The organism is Neptunomonas japonica JAMM 1380, from assembly GCF_016592555.1.
Taxonomy (GTDB): Bacteria; Pseudomonadota; Gammaproteobacteria; order Pseudomonadales; family Balneatricaceae; genus Neptunomonas; species Neptunomonas japonica_A.
Window position 1 is genome coordinate 1,844,806 of record NZ_AP014546.1, and the last position, 20,505, is coordinate 1,865,310.

A 20,505-nucleotide genomic window follows, 5' to 3' on the forward strand; every position below is an offset into this window, starting at 1 on the left:
TTGCCATTATTGGCTTAACCGCTAATTTGTTAGTGTATTGTTTTGATAATCCTCAATCGCTTGATCCACTTCCTTCATAGAGTTCATGACAAATGGGCCATATTGTGCGATAGGTTCACCTATTGCCTTGCCAGCTATTAACAACATTCTTGCGCCCATATCAGGTGCGTGAATAGTAACGCTGTCTCCTGAGCCTAAAACGGCTGTATTATCGTTGCTTAGCGCTTGTTTGTTGATTTCTGCTTGCCCCTCAAACAGATAAATGAAGGCACTTAAGCTATCGCTAACCGGTAGGCTAAGGTGCTCGCCTTTTGGTATATGAATATCAAGGTAGGTAACTTGTGTGCTGCCCGCAGCAATAGGCCCACTGGCGAGTTTATCTTCTAACTGATATTCACCCGCAATGACTTTAATGGTGCAGCCATTATCCAGTGTTATGACTGGTATTTCTTCGGGTTCTATATTTTGGTAAGCGGCTGGTTTCATTTTCTCACTAGCCGGTAAGTTAATCCATAATTGAAAGCCACGAATTAAGCCTTGTGTCATTTGAGGGCGCTCTTCGTGAATAACGCCTCGGCCAGCCGTCATCCATTGCACACCACCTGCACGCAGGTCTCCTTCATTGCCCATGTGATCTTTATGGATCATGTGGCCATCTAACATGTAGGTGACGGTTTCAAAGCCACGGTGTGGGTGAGGAGGGAAACCGGCAATATAATCATCCGGATTAGTTGAAGAAAAAGCATCAAGCATTAAAAAAGGATCAATACGCGATGCTGGGTTTTTACCTATACTGCGCTTAAGCTTTACACCTGCGCCATCTTGGCTATCAACGGCCGCCACGATGCGAGTAATTGTTCTTTGTTGTGTAGAGGTGCTCATAGGATATCTCTCCTGTGGGGTGCGTTGAGGTCAAACGCTGGTCCAACAGGAATGATGCCGGTTGGATTAATCATTTTGTGGCTGGTGAAATAGTGCTGTTTGATATGATCAAAGCAGACGGTTTCAGCAATGCCATTTATTTGATAAATGTCTCTTACGTAGCCAGAGAGTGCTGGGTAGTCGGCAATACGCTTACGGTCGCATTTAAAATGGCTGACATAGACAGGGTCAAACCGTATGAGCGTTGTGAATAGACGAATGTCTGCTTCTGTTAGCTGCTCGCCTACTAAATATCGTTGTGTGCTAAGGCGTTCCTCTAAATCATCAAGAGCTGAAAATAACAGGGTTGCTGCTTTATCATAAGCTTGTTGGCTAGTGGCAAAACCTGCGCGATAAACGCCGTTGTTAACAGTCTCATATATCCAGCTGTTTAGCTGATCAATTTCAGGGCGAAGGGCAGAAGGGTAGTAGTCCGCCTGTGTTGCGCCCAAGCCATCAAATGCATTGTTGAGCATACGTATTATTTCAGATGATTCATTATTGACGATGCGCTGTTGTTGCTTATCCCAGAGAACAGGTACCGTTACTCGACCGCTATAATTGGGTTGCTCATGGGTATAAAGCTGATAAAGGAAATCAGATGAGTGTTGTGAGTCTCCTGTCGTTGTCGCTGTGTCATTTACAAAAGTCCAGCCGTTCTCTTGCATTAATGGATGGACAATATCAACGCTAATAATATTCTCTAATCCTTTTAATGCTCGCATAATTAATGTGCGGTGGGCCCAAGGGCATGCCAAAGAAGCATACAAGTGATACCGTCCCGCTTGTGCTATAAAAGGGATATCTGCATTTGAATTATTTGTATTTTTTTCTGAGCTTGGCTTGGCAATCCAATGTCGGAACTGCGACTCATGGCGAATAAACTCGCCATCATTCGTTTTAGTGTCATACCACTGATCGTGCCATTGGCCATTAATTAACAGTCCCATCAGATAACTCCTCGCGTGCAATGTGATCTAAAAAAGCCTTCAGCTGCTTATGCTTACTACTTGATATGTTTAAAGTGTTTTATTGGATGGAGTCGATTTTATATTCATTAAAAAGATTATAAATAGGTATAATTAGTGCATTATTATCTAAAAATTAGATGTGAATGAGATGAATACACTCGTTACTTTAGAGCAGTGGCAAGCTTTAGTGGCTGTAGTTGATAGTGGTGGATATGCGATGGCAGCTGAATCACTGGAGAAAAGCCAATCATCTATTAGTTATGCTATCCAGAAACTTGAGACGAGTTTAAGCATCCAAGCCTTTAAGATTGAAGGGCGCAAAGCAGTATTAACACCCGCTGGGAAAACACTATATCGGCGTGCCAAAGTACTGCTTGAAGAAGCGCAGCAGATGGAGTCGATGGCTCAGCAGTTTTCTTCAGGTATAGAGGCAGAGGTAAAAATAGTGGTTGATACCTTGTTTCCTGAATGGGTTTTATTGGAAGCAATTCAAGAATTCGTGACTGAAAACCCAATGATAAGGATTGAGCTTAAAGAAACGGTATTAAGTGGGTCTGATGAAGCGTTAAGTAAAAAAGAAGCGGATATTGTTATTAGCGGCTCAGTGCCTTCAGGGTTTTTAGGTGATCCCTTAATGCAGGTGACTTTTCGTGCGGTTGCAGCCCCAGATCATCCTCTACATCAGTTAAAGCGTGCATTAGATTATCAAGATTTGCGTTTGCATAGGCAGCTGGTGGTGAAAGACTCGGGGAGTCGTGGGGCTGATTCTGGCTGGCTTGGCGCGCAGCAGCGTTTGACGTTCAGCCATATTGGTACCTCTATACGCAGTGCGGTGATGGGGCTAGGTTATGCTTGGTATCCTGAATTAAAGATCAAAAGTGAGCTGGATAGTGGGCAGTTAAAGGCGCTCCCTCTAACCTCCGGTTCAGAGCGCTCAGTTGAGCTATATCTTATCTACCGTGAGGGAAGTTATGCTGGTCCTGCTACCCTGCAGCTAGGTGATTTGATTAATCAGAAAGTAAAACAAGCATATGCATCCGCAAACTCGTCAATACAATAAGGCTTGATATGTCATCAGTACGTGAAAAATGGAATCGCCGTTACGCAGAAAAAACTGGATCACTTGCATCCGTACCTGCAGCAATAACACAAGGGTGGCAACAGCTAAAACCCGGTTCAGTATTAGACTTGGCGTCAGGTGATGGAGGATCTTCTTTGTATTTAGCGCAGCAGGGTTTTGCAGTCACTGCTGTAGATATCGCTGAGGAAGGTCTAAAACGCTTAGCACTCAGTGCGAAAGAGCATCAATTATCAATACGTACATTGCAATGTGACCTCGATGATGTGCAGGGATTAAAACAGTTAGGCCGGTATGACAATATTGTCATCAACCGTTTTAGGCCGTCTCCGCTGTTGTTTGCTTGCTTGCCTGATTTGCTTACCTTAGAAGGTAAGTTAATGCTCAATAGTTTTAATCTACGACAGCACCAAGAAAAAGGCTTCTCAGAACGTTTTTGTTTACTGCAAGGTGAATACCTAGAAGTGACATCCAATTTTCGTGTTGAATATTACCGTTCATTAGAGCGCGAGGGTGATTTTATGGATGAGTATTTATTCACACGTGAAGGCTAGTGCACGGGGTGTTGTTCTCTGTGTTAAATGAATGAAATTACTTGGCGTAAGCCGTGCTTATAAATCAGCGTAAAAGTCGTACATCTGCTATTATATGCGCCTTTTTGGTCATCTTTACTTTGAAACCGACCACGCACAGGACAACACATTGAGCTCTCTAGATTTTTCGACCCTAAAATTAAAACCTGCACTACTTCAAAACTTGGATTCCATTGGTTATACATCAATGACACCCATACAAGAGCAAAGCTTGCCACATATCTTGGCGGGCAAGGATGTTATTGCTCAGGGGAAAACAGGTTCAGGTAAAACCGCTGCATTTGTTTTAGGGATGCTAGAAAAGCTGAATGTGAAGCGTTTCAGAATTCAGGCGTTGGTGCTTTGCCCAACACGTGAGTTGGCTGACCAAGTGGCTAAGGAAGTGCGTACGCTGGCGCGTACTATCCACAATATCAAAGTGCTGACGCTGTGCGGCGGTACTCCATTGGGCCCACAGATAGGCTCACTAGAGCACGGTGCTCATATCATAGTGGGTACACCAGGGCGCATTGAAGATCATATCAATCGTAAAACTCTTAACCTTGAGTATGTCGAAACATTAGTCTTGGATGAAGCGGACCGTATGCTTGAAATGGGGTTTCAGGATGCGCTTGATGCCGTGATTGATCAGATTCCTCTGGACCGCCAGACTTTATTATTTAGTGCGACATTCCCGAAAAAGATTGAATCGATTGCTAAACGCATAATGACTGAACCGGAGATGGTTCAAGTAACGTCAACTCATGATGATTCAAGCATCCAGCAGCATCTGTTTAAAGTGAAAGATGATGCTGAGCGTATGCTTGCTTTGCGCTTACTTTTATTGAAGAACCGTCCTGAATCGACCGTGGTCTTTTGTAATACTCGTATTGAAACACAAGAGGTTGCAAATGAGCTCTGTAATTATGGCTTCAGTGCTGTTGCGCTTCATGGCGACTTAGAGCAGCGAGACCGGGATCAAACATTAGTTCGTTTTGCCAACAAAAGTGTTTCGATATTGGTGGCCACAGATGTGGCATCACGAGGTTTGGACATTGAGGCTCTAGATGCCGTTATCAATTATCAAATTGCTCGTGATATCGAAGTGTATGTCCACAGGATTGGCCGTACTGGCCGTGCTGGTCGTAAGGGCTTAGCATGTACTTTGTTTAGTGATAAAGAAACCCACAGGGTTGCTCGTTTAGAAGATTACATAGGCCAACGGATTACCGTTGAGTCTTTGCCTTCTGATAGTGCGTTGGACAAACCTGTTTTCAAACCAGAAATGTCGACCATACAGATTGATGGAGGCAAAAAGCAGAAAATTAGAGCGGGCGATATTCTGGGTGCACTAACCGGTGAAAATGGTATTGATGGCAAGCAGGTTGGTAAAATCCAGATTATGGATAATAAATCGTATGTTGCGGTGACGCAGGGTGTTGCTAAAGCGGCCTTGAAAAAGATCAGTGAAGGGAAAATGAAAGGCCGTTCATACCGTGCAAGACGCCTCTAAGAGCACCGGAGTTACAGGCTAGCCATAGCCAACGACTGAACTAAAGGTAATTTTCTTTATCTAATGCGAACAGCTAAATGAGGGTGGTAGATTATAACTACCCTCATTCGGTTATACATATCTAACAGATGATACGCATAGCTTTTCTAAAAGGCTATTATTGTTAGTGATGTTAAGCGTTTGAAAGTAAAGGAAGTTATGCCGAATTATCCAGATTTATGGACGCATGGTTCATCTTTATCTAGTTTTTTTAAATTAGAATCAGCAGGCGGCATTACCTTGATGCTCGCTGCTGTGCTCGCCATGATATTGGCTAATAGTCCCTACCAACACTACTACGACCTTTTGATATCTACCCCTGTTGAAATCAGAGTTGGCGCTTTGCATATAGCAAAACCATTACTGTTATGGATTAATGATGGCCTCATGGCCATTTTCTTTTTTCTGGTTGGCTTAGAACTCAAGCGTGAACTCATTGAAGGTGAACTCGCCGATAAATGTAATATTATATTGCCGGGCGTGGGTGCAATCGGTGGGATGGCAGCACCAGCTCTTATTTATACTTTTTTTAATATAGGCGACACAACGGCCATGAAAGGCTGGGCTATTCCCGCAGCAACAGATATTGCGTTCGCGCTGGGTATTTTGATGTTACTGGGTGCTAGAGTACCTATTAGTATTAAGATGTTTCTTACGTCATTAGCCATTTTTGATGATATGGGGGCGATTCTTATTATCGCTGTTTTTTATACTGAAAATATTTCAGTAACGGCGCTATTGATCGTCACCGCATGCTTACCGTTATTAGTTTTTTTTAACAAAAAGGGTGTTGAATCCAAAACAGCTTTTATTCTAGTTGGTATTATTATGTGGATCGCCATGTTGAAATCAGGTATTCATGCTACCTTGGCTGGCGTTATTGTCGCGATGTTTGTTCCCATGAAGTCTCGCCCCGATAGTGATTATTCCCCACTAAAAAGTATGGAGCATGATTTACACTTTGCTGTCGCGTTCTTTATTTTGCCTATCTTTGCATTTGCTAATGCGGGTATAAGTTTTACCGGTATGGGTTCAGCACAAATCATGCACTCTGTTCCACTGGGAATAGCGTTGGGTCTATTCCTTGGTAAACAGGTGGGCGTTTTCGGGCTTTGTTGGCTAGCTATTAAGCTTAACTGGAGCCGTTTACCAAAGGGGATGTCATGGGGTGGTTTATATGGAACGGCCGTTCTTTGTGGTGTGGGTTTTACGATGAGTTTGTTTATTGGTTCGCTCGCATTTGATGAAACAGTAATGAATCAGTTGTTTGATCAACGTATTGGTATCATTTTAGGTTCTCTTATTTCTGGCATTGTTGGTTTTGTAGTTCTTAATCGCTGTTTGCCAGCGAAGAGATGTACTTAGCTTTACGGTTTTAGCATTTTTTATAAGGCTCCACTTCATAGAATGAGTTTTTTGTACAAGCTAAAGGCTTGTTGTGCTGGCTAAGCATCAGGGTTAATGCAGCTTTATGGCTTACAAAAATATAAAAATAAATATTTTGCATCCAAAAGCACGTCTTCTTTCGTTTCTATATTGAAGATCATATTTAATATACGAAGGAGTTAACTAATGATTAAGCAACAATTGGCTGGTGCTGCAATTATATCCATGAGTTTGTTGGTCGTAGGGTGCGCCAATGCGTATCAAAGTAGTGAAGGAAGCCAGAGTTATTCTTCCTCTAAAGTGGGAGCTATTACACAGCAAACAGCCGCAGGCAATATCTTGGCAGATGCGCAGGGCATGACCTTGTATACTTTTGATAAAGACTCTCAGGGTATTTCGAAATGTTACGGGCCGTGTGAGCAAAAATGGCCACCTTTAAAGAGCAAGGTTGAGATTGATGAAATGGACTTCTCAACTGTATCTCGTAAGGATGGGTCATTACAGCTACGTTATAAAGGTCAGCCTCTCTATTTATGGGTTGGTGACAAAAAGCCGGGAGATACCACAGGTAATGGTATTAAAGGTGTTTGGCATATTGTACCGGTAGTAAAGTAACTCTATAGGCGAGTGAGCATAGGCACTCGCCATTTTTAACACGAAGGAAACAGTGTGAGCTGGAACCACGAAGTAGATATTCTGATGGCTCAGGTGAAGCTCAAGCATTCACCCGCTTTTAAAAAGCTATATGAGCATACCAGCAGTAAGCTTTATGGCTTACTGATTAAAATGCTAGGTGATAAAGAGTTAGCGGCTGATGTGCTTCAAGATGCTTATACAAAAATTTGGCAAAATGCAGCTCAGCATAATTCATCCATGGGAGAGGCGTGGCCTTGGTTGTGCCAAGTAACTCGAAATACGGCGTTGGATAAGCTTCGTCAAATAAAGCGTTATCCGCTGAGCCTTGAAGATGTCGACTGGGTTGAAGAAATTCAAGAGAGTAATCATCTTTGGCAAAGTAGTTATGACATGCGTCGTTGTTTAGGAAAGTTAAAGCAAGAGCCACGTCAGGCCATTATCTTTTCGTACATTTATGGTTTGACTCATAAAGAGTTAGCAGAACAGTTTAAGCAGCCGTTAGGGACACTAAAATCGTGGATCAGGCGTGGTATGAAGGAGCTTGAAACATGTCTGGATGCATGAGATATCGACGTAAAGATATTCAGGAATACTTAGCACAACAGTACGTTCTAGGGCACTTATCTAGCCGTGTTAAAAGACGAGTGGAGGTTTTAATTAAGCATGACCAAGCGTTTGAAAAAGTCGTATATAAATGGCAAGCACATCTGGCTACGCTAATGCACTCAGTAGCCGATGAAAAGCCACCGAAACGCGTATGGAAGGCGCTAGAACGACAATCAGGGCGTACTTCAGCGCCTTTTAATGGGTTAGCGTCATTATGGCGTTATGCAGGTGTGATGTCTTTTGTGATGCTTTGTGCTGTTAGTTTATTGTTGTTGCAGCAGTTACAAAAGCCTGTAGTGTCGCATCAGAATATGCCGGGTTATCTCGCTGTTATGAGTACACCTGAAAAGCCTCAAACAACGGCTTTTGTGTTAACCGCTTACCAAGGTGAAAAACCGGGTCAGTCTGTTTTGAAGTTACAGTGGGAGCAGACGCAATCTGAGCAAGCACGCGCACGGTTTAATCCGGATGAATTGCGGCTTTGGTCTATTGAACGTGATACTGGTAATCGTTCTGAAATAGGGCGTTTATCTTCGCTAACTGCGGATAACGTACTAACCAAAGAAGCATGGTTGAAAATAAAAAACAGCGCCGAATTGCAGATCAGCTTAGGCGGGGAAATTGTTTATCAGGGGCCGTGTTTGCAGTTAACTAAGTGGCAAGAAAGTTAGTTTCTGGTTGTTATTACAGGCTTAAAAGATAAAGTGTTGAAAATAGAGAGTCTGCAGTTGCAGACTCTCTAGGCAATCTACGACTAAGCTACTTCATCAACAGCACGTTGGCGAAGTAGGAAGCGTTGAAGTTTTCCACTTGGCGTTTTTGGCAGGTCTTCTACAAATTCGATCTCACGTGGGAACGAATGTGTAGATAAGCGTTTACGAACAAACTGTTGAAGTTCTTCGATGAGCGCCGTGCCTTCTTCATACTCAGGGCGAACAACAACATAAGCCTTCACTATGCTGCCTCTTTTTTCGTCTGGTTTACCAACAACGGCGCTCTCAGTAACAGCAGGGTGCTCTAGTAGAGTACTCTCTACATCGGCAGGCCCGATACGGTATCCAGCAGACGCGATAATATCGTCATCACGACCTGTATATGAGTGAGAACCATCTCCATTGCTAATAACAATATCACCGGTTAGATAGTACTTGCCTTTAAAGGGGTTTTTCTCTTCCCATGTATATCCCTGGAAGAAAAACTGTGGTGATTGCTCAACATCAATAGCAAGTTCACCGGTTTGACCTGCGCCAACTTCGTTTAGGTCTGAATCCAACGCAACCATACGGTATCCTGGAAGAGGATAGCCCATGCAAGCTGTGCGATATTCATGTGTGACCGCATGAAAGTTAGCAGAAACCATCCCCGTTTCTGTTTGGCCATATTGATCGCATACTTTGCAATTGAAGATCTCATCCATCCACGAAACTACTTCTGGATTCAATGGTTCACCAGCACTGCTGGCTGCTCTAAGATTGATATCGTAGTTAGCGCGTAATTCTGTATTGGCCATTAATAAACGATAGGCTGTTGGTGCTGCAGCTAAGTTGGTGATTTTATAGTTTTGTAAAAACTCAAATGTATTATCTGCAGTGAAGCCCTGTTCATTAAAGTGTGTTGTACAGCCCAGCAGAAGTGGTCCGACAACGGCATAATATAATCCGTAAGCCCAACCCGGATCAGCTACATTCCAGTATCTGTCTTCTGGTAGTACTTCTATCGCGTAGCTCATGTAGTTCCAGAAAGAGATCAGCGCTTTAGCAGGCACTGTAACACCTTTGGATTTACCTGTTGTTCCTGATGTGAACATCTGTAGGAAGGGTTCTTCTTTGGTAATTAGCACCGCTTCGAAGGTGTCAGATTGGGCATCTTGTGCATCGCTAAACAATGCATCAGCATCTGAAGCAAACTGGCTGCCTGCATCTGCAACGATTAATGTTTTAGGTAAAATACTAACGTCGGTTAGTTTTGGCCATTGCTCAGTGTTGGTTACAATCAGTTTTGTGTCAGCTTTGGTAAGGCGATACTCAATAGCACCAGAACCAAATGCTGTAAATAATGGCTGGTACACACCACCGGCTTTTAATGTGCCCAGTACAGTGATCAGTAGTTCTGGTGTGCGTGGTAGTAGGCAGGCAACACGGTCGCCTTTACCTATTCCCTGCGACGTGAGGTAGTTAGCAAATTGTGAGGAGCGGCGTTTAAGCTCTTTAAAGCTAAGCTCGCCACTTGATCCATCTGCTCGCTCATAGCGCAAAGCGATTTTATCTGTGTCAGCATAACGATCACAGATCTCAACACAAACGTTAATACCAGTTTCTAAGCTTCCTGAAAATTGATTATCAATGTCGGTCGCGGAGAATTGTTTGACCAATTCTTCATAAGTTGGTTTTTGCATCACTGTACCTCGTTTTGTATTTATATTTTTATCTTTATGCGTGTTACAACGCAGGCCTTTCCTGGCCTAAGAGGTTATTTTATTCTGTTACTTTGGTTCCATACGAATTGAACCATCTAAACGAATCACTTCACCGTTTAGGTACCCGTTATTGATGATATGAATCGCCAAAGAAGCATACTCTTCCGGCTCGCCAAAGCGTTTAGGGCTTTGAACCATTTGGATAAGTGGTTCGCGTACTTCATCAGTCATGGCTTTCATCATTGGGGTATCAAAAATACCTGGGGCAATTGTCATTACGCGAATGCCCAATGGTGCTAAATCTCGGGCTAATGGCAATGTCATGCCAACAACACCGGCTTTACTTGCGCTGTAAGCAGATTGGCCGACTTGTCCGTCAAAGGCTGCTACTGATGCGGTATTAATAATGACACCGCGTTCACCGTCAGCATTAGGTTCATTTTTTGCCATCTGTTCGGCAGCAAGGCGCAAAACATTAAATGTACCGATTAGGTTGATATTGATTACCTGAGAAAACTTCTCAAGAGGAAGGGCACCCTTACGACCGACTGTTTTCCCGCCGGGTGCAATGCCAGCGCAATTGATGCATGCATCAATGCTACCAAACGCTTCAACAGCTGCTGCGATACCTGTTTCAGTTGATGCCACATCAGTCACATCAACTTTAGCAAAAACTGCTTTGCCTTCAAACTGTACTTCCAGCGCCTTGCCTGCTTCTTCATTTAGGTCAAATGCAACAACTTTTGCGCCTTGTTTTACGAGTTGCTGGCATGTAATCAAACCAAGACCAGATGCACCACCAGTAACAACAACAACTTTATTATTAAGATCCATATTTGTTCTCTATGCTTGTGTTGGCACTCATGGCCAATACAGAAAATCGGTTAAGGGAGCCACTAAAGTGAATAGCTCCCTCTGCTATATGTTCAATATGTTTTAGCTAATTTCGCGCAACAATTCGCGCGAGATGATAACGCGCTGGATTTCGCTGGTACCTTCATAAAGTGACGTGATACGAACATCACGTGAGTAGCGCTCTAGCGGGTAATCTTTGATAAAGCCGTAACCGCCTAACAGCTGTAAACCGGTGTAGCAGGCTTTGTTAGCTTTTTCAGAAGCAAACAATTTAGCCATTGAGGCTTCTTTTGAAAATGGCAAACCTTTAGCTTTTTTGTCAGCAGCGTTCATTAATAACAGACGGGCTGCTTCGAGTTCAGTATAAGCATCAGCCATCATCCACTGCAGGCCTTGGAAGTTAGATATAGGCTGCCCGAACTGCTGGCGCTCTGTTGTGTAAGCACGCGCATAATCCATAGCGGCTAAGCCAATGCCTAATGCAACAGAACCAATACCGATACGTCCACCGGCGAGCTCTCCAACAGCAATTTTAAAACCTTGGTTGAGTTGGCCCATCAGTGCATTTTTAGGAATGCGGCAGTCAGTAAAGAGAACTTCGTTGGTAGGGGATGCGTGCTGCCCCAATTTCTTTTCTGCTTTAGATATTTCAAGGCCTGGCGCAGTGCTTTCTACTAGGAAGCAGGAGATGCCTTTGCCTTTAGGTAGGCTGCTATCGGTGACGGCCCATACAACAAAGACACCGGCAATCTCCCCACTAGTAATAAACTGTTTAGCACCGTTGATGACCCATTCATCGCCATCAAGAACGGCCGTAGCCTTCATGTTTGAAGGGTCTGACCCTGCCGTTGTTTCTGTTAAACAAAAACCGCCTGCTGGATACTCGCCGCTGCAAAGCTTGGGTAAGTATGTGTTTTTCTGTTCTTCAGATGCTACTGCTTGGATTACTTCAGCGACCATATTGTTAACAGACATGGTCGCGGCTGTGGATGCGCAGGCTCTGGCGATTTCGGTGATCGCTAGGCTAAATACAACAGTGCCTGCTTCCGTGCCACCGTACTTAGCGTCAATATTAAGGCCCATGAAGCCAAGTTCAGCTAGCTGCTTAAGGTTTTTTAAGAACAGCTCACGGTCACCTTCTTGATCGAGTTTTTCAGCAACAGGGGCGAGTTCACTTTGAGCAAACTTGCGCGCCATATCCTGAATCATGGCCTGGTCTTCAGTTAGGTTAAGATCCATCACTTCTCTCTCTTTATATAAAAGGAAGCCCTTAAACCAGGCCTCACTTTCTTAATTATTTTATCTGGAAAGTGTTATTCGTTTGGCGCTGCTCAATGCTTGAGTGTATCCATAAATAGCACAAACAAACAGTCAATATAGAGAAAAACCCGTAGACATAAAATGACATTAGATTACTATAAAAATCACATTATGTTACATTTGGCTCGTGTGTAATCCTTAAGTTTAAGGCTCGATGGTTTATCCGTGGTGAGAAACAAGTTTTTGGCCCTAGAGAGCAAGCATGGCTACTGTAGATATACATTATGTAAAAGCGTTGCTTAATTGTAGTAAGAGGAAAGGGTACTCCATTGAGGCCCTTATTGAAGAGATTGGTATCGCACCAGAGTTGTTGGATAAGCCTGAGGCGAGGGCATATGGTGAGCAAGTCACTCAGTTAGTGAAGCTTACTTGGGATCAGCTTAATGATGAATTTTTGGGCTGTACCCAGAGCCCTTGTAAGCAAGGGGTGTTTGCTTTAATGGCTTGTCATGCTTTGCACTATGAGTCATTGCAGGCAGTTTTAGAGCAAGGAATCAATTTATATAATCTGTTTACTGACGATATTCAGATGCAACTGACGAATAGAGGCGATATCGTTGAGTTTAAAGCGCGTTTCTCACGACCAGACTTAGATCCTGACCATTTTTACCAGGAGTTTTGGCTGGTTATCTGGCATCGTTTTGCCAGCTGGGTTATTGGTAAAAAGATCCCTTTGCTTTATGTTGATTTTCCCTATGAGAAACCGGATAACTTTAGAGAGTTAAAGTATCTTTTTCCTTGTCGACATCAATTTAATCGCGCGGAATTAAAATTCTGTTTCAGTGCTGATTATTTAACAGGCACACCGGTACGAACGCAACGGGATTTATCTCGCTTTCTTAAAAACTCCCCTGCAGATCTCATCACAATACCGGGTGAAGAGAAAAGTTATGAAGCACGTATCCGTTCAGTACTTCTCTACCAAAAAACAGAAGTTCTGGTGTGTCCTTCATTTGAAGAGTTAGCGGTTAAGTTCAATATTAGTGGTCAAACTCTGAGGCGCAAATTAAAAACTGAAGGGACATCTTATCCATTGATCAAAGACGATATTCGTCGTGATTTGGCTATTGAAAAGCTTTGCTCACAGAAGCTTCCTGTTTCTGAAATAGCACGCTTATTAGGCTTTAGCGAACCACGTTCTTTCACACGCGCATTTAAAACTTGGACAGGCTACACGCCTAGAACCTATGTAGATAAGAATATAAGATGATTCAGTGACGGTGAGCTCAATAGCGTGGGCGTTTTTTGATGTGCTTGTTAAATAATTCCAAACCCAGCAAATTTTCGGAGTAATTTATTTGTGACTTGCTCTCTTTGAGCAATGGAAGGAGAGAGGCTTCATTTTCTGACGTCTTTTAATAACTTTTTTTGATGCATATAGTGGAAGCTTTAATCCCCCAATAAGCTTAATTTTTAACTGCAACCTCTGCAGCAGTATAAGCACTATTGATCGTTCAAGTTTATCGTAAGCCAGCATAATTGACGTCAGATTCTAAATACAAAATGCATTTAATAAGCATCTATAGATACGTGGGTCTAGATATAAGAGCATTTATTAAATGACAGTGCCTGTTACTTCCATCGTTGAGAATAAGCATATTTGTTGTGATGATATAAGGCATCACGGTCTGTAGGTTGTTGACCTGCATCAACTAAAAACAATTTTATGCTAAAAATACTCTTATTGAATTTCTATTCAGTTTATATTCATTTTTATGGCAAGCAGGGTATGATTGCTTATCTTGTTTTAAATGAACAAGTTTCATTGCAAAGGACGTTCTACAACAGGCAATCATTTAACGTGATGGTCGCTGTGTTGCACGCTGCAAAATAGGAGTGTTTTTAACACTATTAATTTTAGAAAAGGCATGTGAGTGAGTAGCAAAGTGCAGAAGTGTGAGCAGTGTGAAAAGTTGATACAAACCCAGCAAACGAGTGCACATCTAGATCTGATAGAAGAGCATCATAATTATAATGATACGCTCTATAAATGCATTACGTGTGAGTCAGTTGTACGTTTAACTCATGTGCCGCATTGCTGGAGTTCTCTAAGTTCGTCGTAGCGATAGTGAAAACCTATAAAAAGGCCAGCTACCTATGTAGCTGGCCTTTTTTGTGAACTTGTTTAGATATCGTCTAAACCTAACTCAGCAATAGAGATTTCACGCATTTTAAATTTCTGAATTTTCCCTGTGACTGTCATAGGGAATTCATCAACAAATTTAAAGTACCGTGGAATTTTGAAGTGAGTGATCTTTCCTTTACAAAATGCACGTAACTGATCTTCTGTTACGGTATCAGTATCTGCACTTGGGTGTAGCTTGATCCAGGCGATCAGTTCTTCACCATATTTTTTATCTGGAACACCGGTTACCTGAATGTCTGAAATATCAGGGTGGGTATAAAGAAACTCTTCAATCTCTTTTGGATAAACATTTTCACCACCGCGGATAACCATGTCTTTAATTCGACCAACAATTTGAATGTAACCTTCTTCATCCATTGTTGCCAAATCTTCAGTGTGCATCCAGCCGCCAGCATCGATAGCTTTTTGGGTTGCGTCTTGGTTATTCCAGTACTTGAGCATAACACTGTAACCACGTGTGCAAAGCTCGCCAATTTCACCACGACCTACGATGTTACCTGTAGCAGGATCAATAAGTTTTGTTTCAAGGTGAGGTTGAGTGCGGCCTACGGTCGTTACCTGCTTATCAAATGGATCATTAGCAGCGGTCTGAGTAGAAACTGGACTAGTTTCTGTCATGCCATAAGCGATCTGAACTTCCTTCATGTTCATTTTTGTATTAACGGCTTTCATCACTTCAGCAGGGCAGATTGAGCCTGCCATGATGCCTGTACGTAACGTACTAAGGTCAAAGCTCTCAAATTCTGGGTGATCCAACTCAGAGATAAACATAGTAGGCACGCCATACAAAGCTGTCGCTTTTTCTTCTGTTACTGTTTCAAGAACGGTTTTTGGATCAAAGGCTTCATCTGGATAAATCATGGTAGAACCATGAGTCATGCAACCTAAGTTACCCATTACCATGCCGAAACAGTGATAAAGCGGCACAGGAATAACCATCCGGTCATTCTCAGTTAGGTTCATGCTTTCCCCCACAAAATACCCATTGTTCAGAATATTGTGATGAGTCAGTGCCGCACCTTTTGGAAAGCCTGTTGTACCAGACGTGTATTGAATATTGATAGCGTCGTCAAACTGTAATTGGTTTTGCACGTCTTGAACTTGTTCTGCGCTAGTGTTTTCTGCCATGGCGGTGAAATTAGCCCAGCTCCACATGCCAGAGAAGTTTTCATCAGACAGGTTAATGACGCCTTCAAGAGAGGGAAGCTTCATCGATTTAAGCTTACCTTCAGCAGATGCCTTAAGCTCTGGAGCTAGTTCAAATAGCATCTGAGTATAGTTGGAGCTTTTAAAGGTATCAGCCGTTACGATGAAGCGGGCTTCTGACTGGTTAAGAGCGTATTCAAGCTCATGCAAGCGATATGCTGGATTAATGTTAACCAGAATAGCGCCCACTTTGGCGGTAGCAAACTGAGTAATAGTCCACTCCGCGCAGTTAGGTGCCCACATCGCAATACGGTCGCCACGCTTTACACCGATGGCAAGAAAAGCCCGTGCTGCTTGGTCAACGACTTCTTTAAGTTGGCTATAGGTGTAACGCAGCCCTTGGTGGCGAACGATGAGTGCATCGTTGTCTGGGAAGGTTGCTGCTATTTCGTCAAACTTGTCACCAATGGTCATGCCCAAAAGTGGTTTGTTGGAAGTGCCGCTGGTGTAGCTTGGCAATTTAATAGTCATAATAAAATCCCTGCAATCTTGTTTTTATCAGGTAGTCCATAAAGTCTAAATGCCGCGATGGCTAGCGTGGTATTGCAGGTTAGGCTGCATCTCCACGGCACTGGCAACACGGTTAGTCATGTTGTAGAAACCTGTAATGTTGGATATGTCCCAGATCCCTTGGTCACTGAAACCAACATCTCGTAATGCTTGTCGGTCTGCTTCAAGAATCTGATCAGGTTGATGCGTTAATTTGTCTGCAAAATCGAGCATGGCGCGTTGGCGAGGACTCAGCTGTGCAGCACGGTAATTCATTACCATAAGTTCACCTAATACAGGATCCTCTGAGTATTCGCGAACAGCGGCACCATGTGCAGTAAGGCAGTAGTAACAGTGGTTCTGAGCAGAGACAACAACCGCTATCATCTCTTTTTCCAACGGGGTGAGTTCGCTTTCACCAAACATTAACTCGTTATAAAAACGGGCGAATACATCTAGTTGAGCAATGTTCTGACTATAAGCTGTCAGAACGTTTGGAACCATGCCTAGTTTTTCTTCACATTTATTGAAGTACTTCTGAAACTCTTCCGGTAGTTGATCTTTCTCCGGAATTGGCAGGTCAAGTGCGGTAATCTGCTTAGGTTGACTCATGTTGCTATGCCTCATTTTTATTGTTATTTATTCACCACACGCCATGGCGAGACCGACTTTAGAGCCGTTAGTGCGTCCGATTTGTTGGGTGATCCAGTTCCCAATAGGAACTAGCTTATCTAGATCAATACCGGTTTCTATCCCTAGACCGTTGAGCATGTATACCACATCTTCTGTGGCAACATTACCGGATGCTCCTTTGGCATAAGGACAACCACCCAAGCCTGCAACCGATGTATCAATGACGCTGACGCCGTCTTGCATTACAGCATATAGGTTGGCTAAAGCCTGGCCATATGTATCATGAAAATGCGCTGCAAGCTGGTTAACCGGAACTTCGTTAGCAACGCGAGCAAGCATTTTTCTGGCTTTGACAGGCGTGCCTACGCCTATCGTGTCACCAAGGGATATTTCATAACACCCCATATCAAGAAGCTCACGCGCAACCGCTGCTACTTGAGCGGGATCAATTTCCCCTTCATATGGGCAGCCAAGCACTGTTGAAACGTAACCACGTATACGAACATTGTTTTTCTTAGCCGCTTCAACAACGGGAATAAAGCGCTCGATACTCTCAGCAATAGAGCAGTTTATGTTTTTACGCGTAAATGATTCAGAGGCCGCACTAAAAATAGCGACCTCATCTGCGCGTGCAACAATGGCTCCTTCAGCTCCTCTCATGTTGGGAGTAAGAGCGGCATAAGCCACTCCTGCTTTGCGGGTAATACCTGCCATAACCTGGGCAGCATCGCCCATTTGCGGCACCCATTTTGGGGAGACAAAACTGGCTGCTTCTATATGGTTAATGCCAGCTTGTGCAAGACGATTAATCAGTTCGACCTTAATCGATGTTTCAATCACCGGACCTGATTCGTTTTGTAGGCCATCACGCGGGCCTACCTCAACGATGCGCGCTTTGCTAGGAAGCCCCATGTTACGCCTCCTCAGCAGGCGTAACGGCGACTAATGCCGCGCCGTCCGATACGAGGTCGCCAACAGCAAAGAATATCTCGCTGACAACACCATCATGAGGTGCGCGAATGCTGTGTTCCATCTTCATCGCTTCCATAATGACCAAGGTGTCGCCTTCAGCAACGGTTTGTCCAGGTTCTGCTAAAACAGCCACGATAGCGCCGTTCATGGGTGCCGTAAGAGAGCCTCCACCGGATTGATCGCTCTCTTCAAACGTGTGGCGGAACAGTTTGCACTGGAATTGATTGCCTTCACGGAACAACGTCATATCATCGCCAGAAAGGTGGCCATGAATACTCAGGCGGTGTCCGTTAATGACGGCACGTAAATGGTCGTCACGCAGGCTTGCAGACACTTTAAAAGAGACGTTATCAACGGTGATTTCATAACCGTTTGGCTGCTCAATAATGCTCACCTTATGATGCTCTTCTCCAACAACCCACTCCATTGGGCGGGAGTAGTTAGCGTTCAGGCGCCAGCTAGTTTGCAGGTTGAAAGGAGAGTCGGGGTCACCTTTTACCGGGTGTGCTTGCCTCTCTGTTTCAAGAACATAGCTAGTCGCAAGTGCTAATTGGCTTTGAATATCGCTTTTAGATGTTTGAAAAAGCAAATCATTGTGCTTTTCAATAAAGCCTGTATCCAGCTCTTCGTCACGGAAAGGCTTGCTGTCAGCTAGCTGGCGAAGAAAACGGATGTTTGTTTTCATTCCTCCGATGCGATAAGACTCAAGCGCATGAACCATGCGGTTGATCGCTTGTTCGCGATCTTCATCCCACACGATAAGCTTGGCAATCATTGGATCATAATAAACGCTAACGTCATCGCCTTCGATAACGCCGGTGTCTACGCGAATATGAGCGTTTTCATCGGGTGTTCGCAGGTAATGCAATGTGCCGGTTACGGGTAAAAAGTCATTATCAGGATCTTCTGCATAGATACGTGCTTCTAATGCATGGCCGCGAATTTGGATGTCATCCTGCTGTAATGGTAGGGGTTCGCCATCCGCGATGCGTAACTGCCATTCAACCAAATCTTGGCCGGTAATCATCTCAGTAACAGGGTGCTCTACCTGTAGGCGGGTGTTCATTTCCATAAAATAGAAAGAACCATCTACGTCATATAAGAACTCAACCGTACCTGCGCCAACATAATCGATAGCTTTTGCAGCAGCAACCGCGGTTTCCCCCATTGCTTTGCGGGTTTCTTCTGATAGACCCGGTGCTGGGGCTTCTTCAATAACTTTTTGGTGGCGGCGTTGAACAGAGCAATCACGTTCAGCTAAGTAAACACCGTTACCTTGTTTGTCACAAAACACCTGAATCTCAACATGGCGCGGTTGAGTCAAATAGCGCTCGATGAGCATATCGGGGTTACCGAATGCATTTTGAGACTCGCGCTGAGCGGCCGCTAAGGCCTCTTCAAATTCACCAATGTGATTAACAACACGCATCCCTTTACCACCACCACCGGCAATGGCTTTAAGTAAAAGAGGGAAACCGCATTTTTCAGCTTCGGCTTTCAATAGTGCTGGATCTTGGTCGTCACCGTGATAACCCGGTACTAAAGGAACATCCGCTTTAAGCATGATCTCTTTGGCAGCGGATTTAGATCCCATAGAAGCAATAGCAGAAGCGGGTGGGCCAATAAAAGCAATATTATTAGCTTCACATGCATCGGCAAACTCTGTGTTCTCCGACAAAAAACCGTAGCCCGGATGTATGGCTTGAGCACCTGACTTTAAGGCGATATCTAAAATCTTATCGGCACGTAAATAACTTTCGCTACTTGGGGCAGGGCCTAATAAAAAGGCTTCATCGGCCATGGCTACATGGCGCGCATTACGGTCGGCTTCTGAATAAACGGCAACGCAGCGAATACCAAGGCGATGTGCTGTCTGAATAACACGACAGGCGATCTCGCCACGGTTTGCAATCAAAATCTTGCTGAACATAGTGACTTACTCCTGAATCCAGTTAGGTTTACGTTTTTCTAGAAAAGCGCTTAAGCCTTCCTGTCCTTCACTGCTAACACGAATGTCTGCAATACGGTTTGCCGTATCCTGGATTACTGTTTGTTCAATAACTTTATGGCTGACAGCAAAGATAAGCTCTTTGGCTGCCCGCATTCCTTGAGGGCTGTTCTTGCTGAGTGTGCGAGTAATACGTGCACAGGCATCATCAAATAGCTCTGGTGATGCAACGACTTCATGAACCAACCCCAAACTTTGGGCGGTGGTTGCAGAAAATGCTTCTGCCGTCAGAAAGTAGCGGCGTGATTGGCGCTCGCCTATTGCTCGCACAACGTAAGGGCTAATCACAGCAGGTATCAGGCCAATTTTGACTTCGCTAAGGCAAAACTGTGCTTCTTCAGAGGCAATAACGATATCGCAGCACGCTGCAAGACCGACGGCGCCACCGTAAGCGGCACCTTGAACCAAACCGATTGTCGGCTTGTTCAGGTCATTCAGAAGTTCCATCAGCTTTGCTAAACGCCCAGCGTCTTCTAAGTTCTCTTGGTGAGAGTTCTTAGCCATGCGTTTCATCCACGCAAGATCGGCACCGGCAGAGAAGTTTTTGCCGTTTGAGCGCAATACTAGCGCACGAACATCATCATTATTCGCAACGCTCTCAAGTTGAGAAATGAGCTGCTCTATAACATCGTCATCAAAAGCGTTATGCACTTCAGGGCGATTTAATGTGAGTTGCGCTATGCCATCTGAGCTAATACTCAGGATGACGCGACTATTATTATCAGACATATGAATCAC

18 protein-coding genes are annotated in these 20,505 nt (G+C 44.0%); 8 read left to right on the forward strand and 10 right to left on the reverse strand.

Annotated features, from left to right (window positions below; genetic code table 11):
• Positions 1-21: 21 nt before the first annotated feature.
• Together NEJAP_RS08675 and NEJAP_RS08680 are read right to left on the reverse strand one after the other, a co-directional pair.
• A complete protein-coding gene (locus NEJAP_RS08675) occupies positions 22-882 on the reverse strand; it encodes a pirin family protein (RefSeq protein WP_201350228.1) in 861 nt (286 codons plus the stop codon).
• Positions 879-1,871: a glutathione S-transferase family protein gene (locus NEJAP_RS08680; protein WP_201350229.1), complete on the reverse strand. Its 993-nt coding sequence runs from the start codon at positions 1,869-1,871 to the stop codon at positions 879-881. The genes NEJAP_RS08675 and NEJAP_RS08680 overlap by 4 nt, the downstream gene beginning before the upstream one ends.
• Before the next feature lie 169 nt (positions 1,872-2,040).
• Between NEJAP_RS08680 and NEJAP_RS08685 the strand changes: the two genes are divergently transcribed.
• The 7 genes from NEJAP_RS08685 to NEJAP_RS08715 all read left to right on the forward strand — a co-directional run bounded on the left by NEJAP_RS08685 (position 2,041) and on the right by NEJAP_RS08715 (position 8,393).
• Positions 2,041-2,952 (forward strand): LysR family transcriptional regulator, encoded by a 912-nt coding sequence (locus NEJAP_RS08685; protein WP_201350230.1) that lies wholly within the window; start codon positions 2,041-2,043, stop codon positions 2,950-2,952.
• A gap of 8 nt (positions 2,953-2,960) precedes the next feature.
• The gene (locus NEJAP_RS08690; RefSeq protein WP_201350231.1) at positions 2,961-3,524 is read left to right on the forward strand and encodes a methyltransferase domain-containing protein; all 564 of its coding nucleotides are present in this window, start codon (positions 2,961-2,963) and stop codon (positions 3,522-3,524) included.
• Positions 3,525-3,672: 148 nt separating this feature from the next.
• Positions 3,673-5,055, forward strand: a complete 1,383-nt coding sequence (gene dbpA / locus NEJAP_RS08695; RefSeq protein ID WP_236591120.1) for an ATP-dependent RNA helicase DbpA — start codon at positions 3,673-3,675, stop codon at positions 5,053-5,055.
• 198 nt (positions 5,056-5,253) lie between these two features.
• Complete coding sequence (gene nhaA, locus NEJAP_RS08700) at positions 5,254-6,459, forward strand: Na+/H+ antiporter NhaA (protein WP_201350233.1); 1,206 nt, start codon at positions 5,254-5,256, stop codon at positions 6,457-6,459.
• A 207-nt stretch (positions 6,460-6,666) separates the two neighbouring features.
• Entirely contained in the window at positions 6,667-7,095 is a 429-nt protein-coding gene (locus tag NEJAP_RS08705; protein ID WP_201350234.1) for a hypothetical protein, read from the forward strand.
• Between the two features lie 54 nt (positions 7,096-7,149).
• Positions 7,150-7,680: an RNA polymerase sigma factor gene (locus NEJAP_RS08710; protein WP_236591121.1), complete on the forward strand. Its 531-nt coding sequence runs from the start codon at positions 7,150-7,152 to the stop codon at positions 7,678-7,680.
• Positions 7,665-8,393 carry a hypothetical protein gene (locus tag NEJAP_RS08715; RefSeq protein WP_201350235.1) on the forward strand — a complete coding sequence of 243 codons (729 nt, stop codon included), beginning with the start codon at positions 7,665-7,667 and terminating at the stop codon, positions 8,391-8,393. The genes NEJAP_RS08710 and NEJAP_RS08715 overlap by 16 nt, the downstream gene beginning before the upstream one ends.
• 83 nt (positions 8,394-8,476) lie before the next feature.
• Here the strand turns inward: NEJAP_RS08715 and NEJAP_RS08720 are convergent, their stop codons facing one another.
• The 3 genes from NEJAP_RS08720 to NEJAP_RS08730 form a co-directional block, all read right to left on the reverse strand.
• The gene (locus NEJAP_RS08720) at positions 8,477-10,117 is read right to left on the reverse strand and encodes an AMP-binding protein (RefSeq protein ID WP_201350236.1); all 1,641 of its coding nucleotides are present in this window, start codon (positions 10,115-10,117) and stop codon (positions 8,477-8,479) included.
• Positions 10,118-10,204: 87 nt separating this feature from the next.
• Positions 10,205-10,972, reverse strand: a complete 768-nt coding sequence (locus NEJAP_RS08725; RefSeq protein ID WP_201350237.1) for a 3-hydroxyacyl-CoA dehydrogenase — start codon at positions 10,970-10,972, stop codon at positions 10,205-10,207.
• Positions 10,973-11,074: 102 nt separating this feature from the next.
• Positions 11,075-12,232 carry an acyl-CoA dehydrogenase family protein gene (locus NEJAP_RS08730; RefSeq protein ID WP_201350238.1) on the reverse strand — a complete coding sequence of 386 codons (1,158 nt, stop codon included), beginning with the start codon at positions 12,230-12,232 and terminating at the stop codon, positions 11,075-11,077.
• Positions 12,233-12,515: 283 nt separating this feature from the next.
• Here NEJAP_RS08730 and NEJAP_RS08735 point away from each other — a divergent pair, with 283 nt between their 5' ends.
• Positions 12,516-13,523 carry an AraC family transcriptional regulator gene (locus tag NEJAP_RS08735; protein ID WP_201350239.1) on the forward strand — a complete coding sequence of 336 codons (1,008 nt, stop codon included), beginning with the start codon at positions 12,516-12,518 and terminating at the stop codon, positions 13,521-13,523.
• A 915-nt stretch (positions 13,524-14,438) separates the two neighbouring features.
• Here NEJAP_RS08735 and NEJAP_RS08740 read toward each other — a convergent pair.
• From NEJAP_RS08740 to NEJAP_RS08760, 5 genes are read right to left on the reverse strand one after another with little or no spacing between them, the layout of a single operon-like run.
• Complete coding sequence (locus tag NEJAP_RS08740; RefSeq protein ID WP_201350240.1) at positions 14,439-16,136, reverse strand: AMP-binding protein; 1,698 nt, start codon at positions 16,134-16,136, stop codon at positions 14,439-14,441.
• A 45-nt stretch (positions 16,137-16,181) separates the two neighbouring features.
• Complete coding sequence (locus NEJAP_RS08745) at positions 16,182-16,766, reverse strand: peroxidase-related enzyme (protein WP_201350241.1); 585 nt, start codon at positions 16,764-16,766, stop codon at positions 16,182-16,184.
• 27 nt (positions 16,767-16,793) lie between these two features.
• The gene (locus tag NEJAP_RS08750; RefSeq protein ID WP_201350242.1) at positions 16,794-17,699 is read right to left on the reverse strand and encodes a hydroxymethylglutaryl-CoA lyase; all 906 of its coding nucleotides are present in this window, start codon (positions 17,697-17,699) and stop codon (positions 16,794-16,796) included.
• A 1-nt stretch (position 17,700) separates the two neighbouring features.
• Entirely contained in the window at positions 17,701-19,689 is a 1,989-nt protein-coding gene (locus NEJAP_RS08755) for an acetyl-CoA carboxylase biotin carboxylase subunit (protein ID WP_201350243.1), read from the reverse strand.
• Positions 19,690-19,695: 6 nt separating this feature from the next.
• Entirely contained in the window at positions 19,696-20,496 is an 801-nt protein-coding gene (locus tag NEJAP_RS08760; RefSeq protein WP_201350244.1) for an enoyl-CoA hydratase/isomerase family protein, read from the reverse strand.
• Between the last annotated feature and the right edge of the window lie 9 nt (positions 20,497-20,505).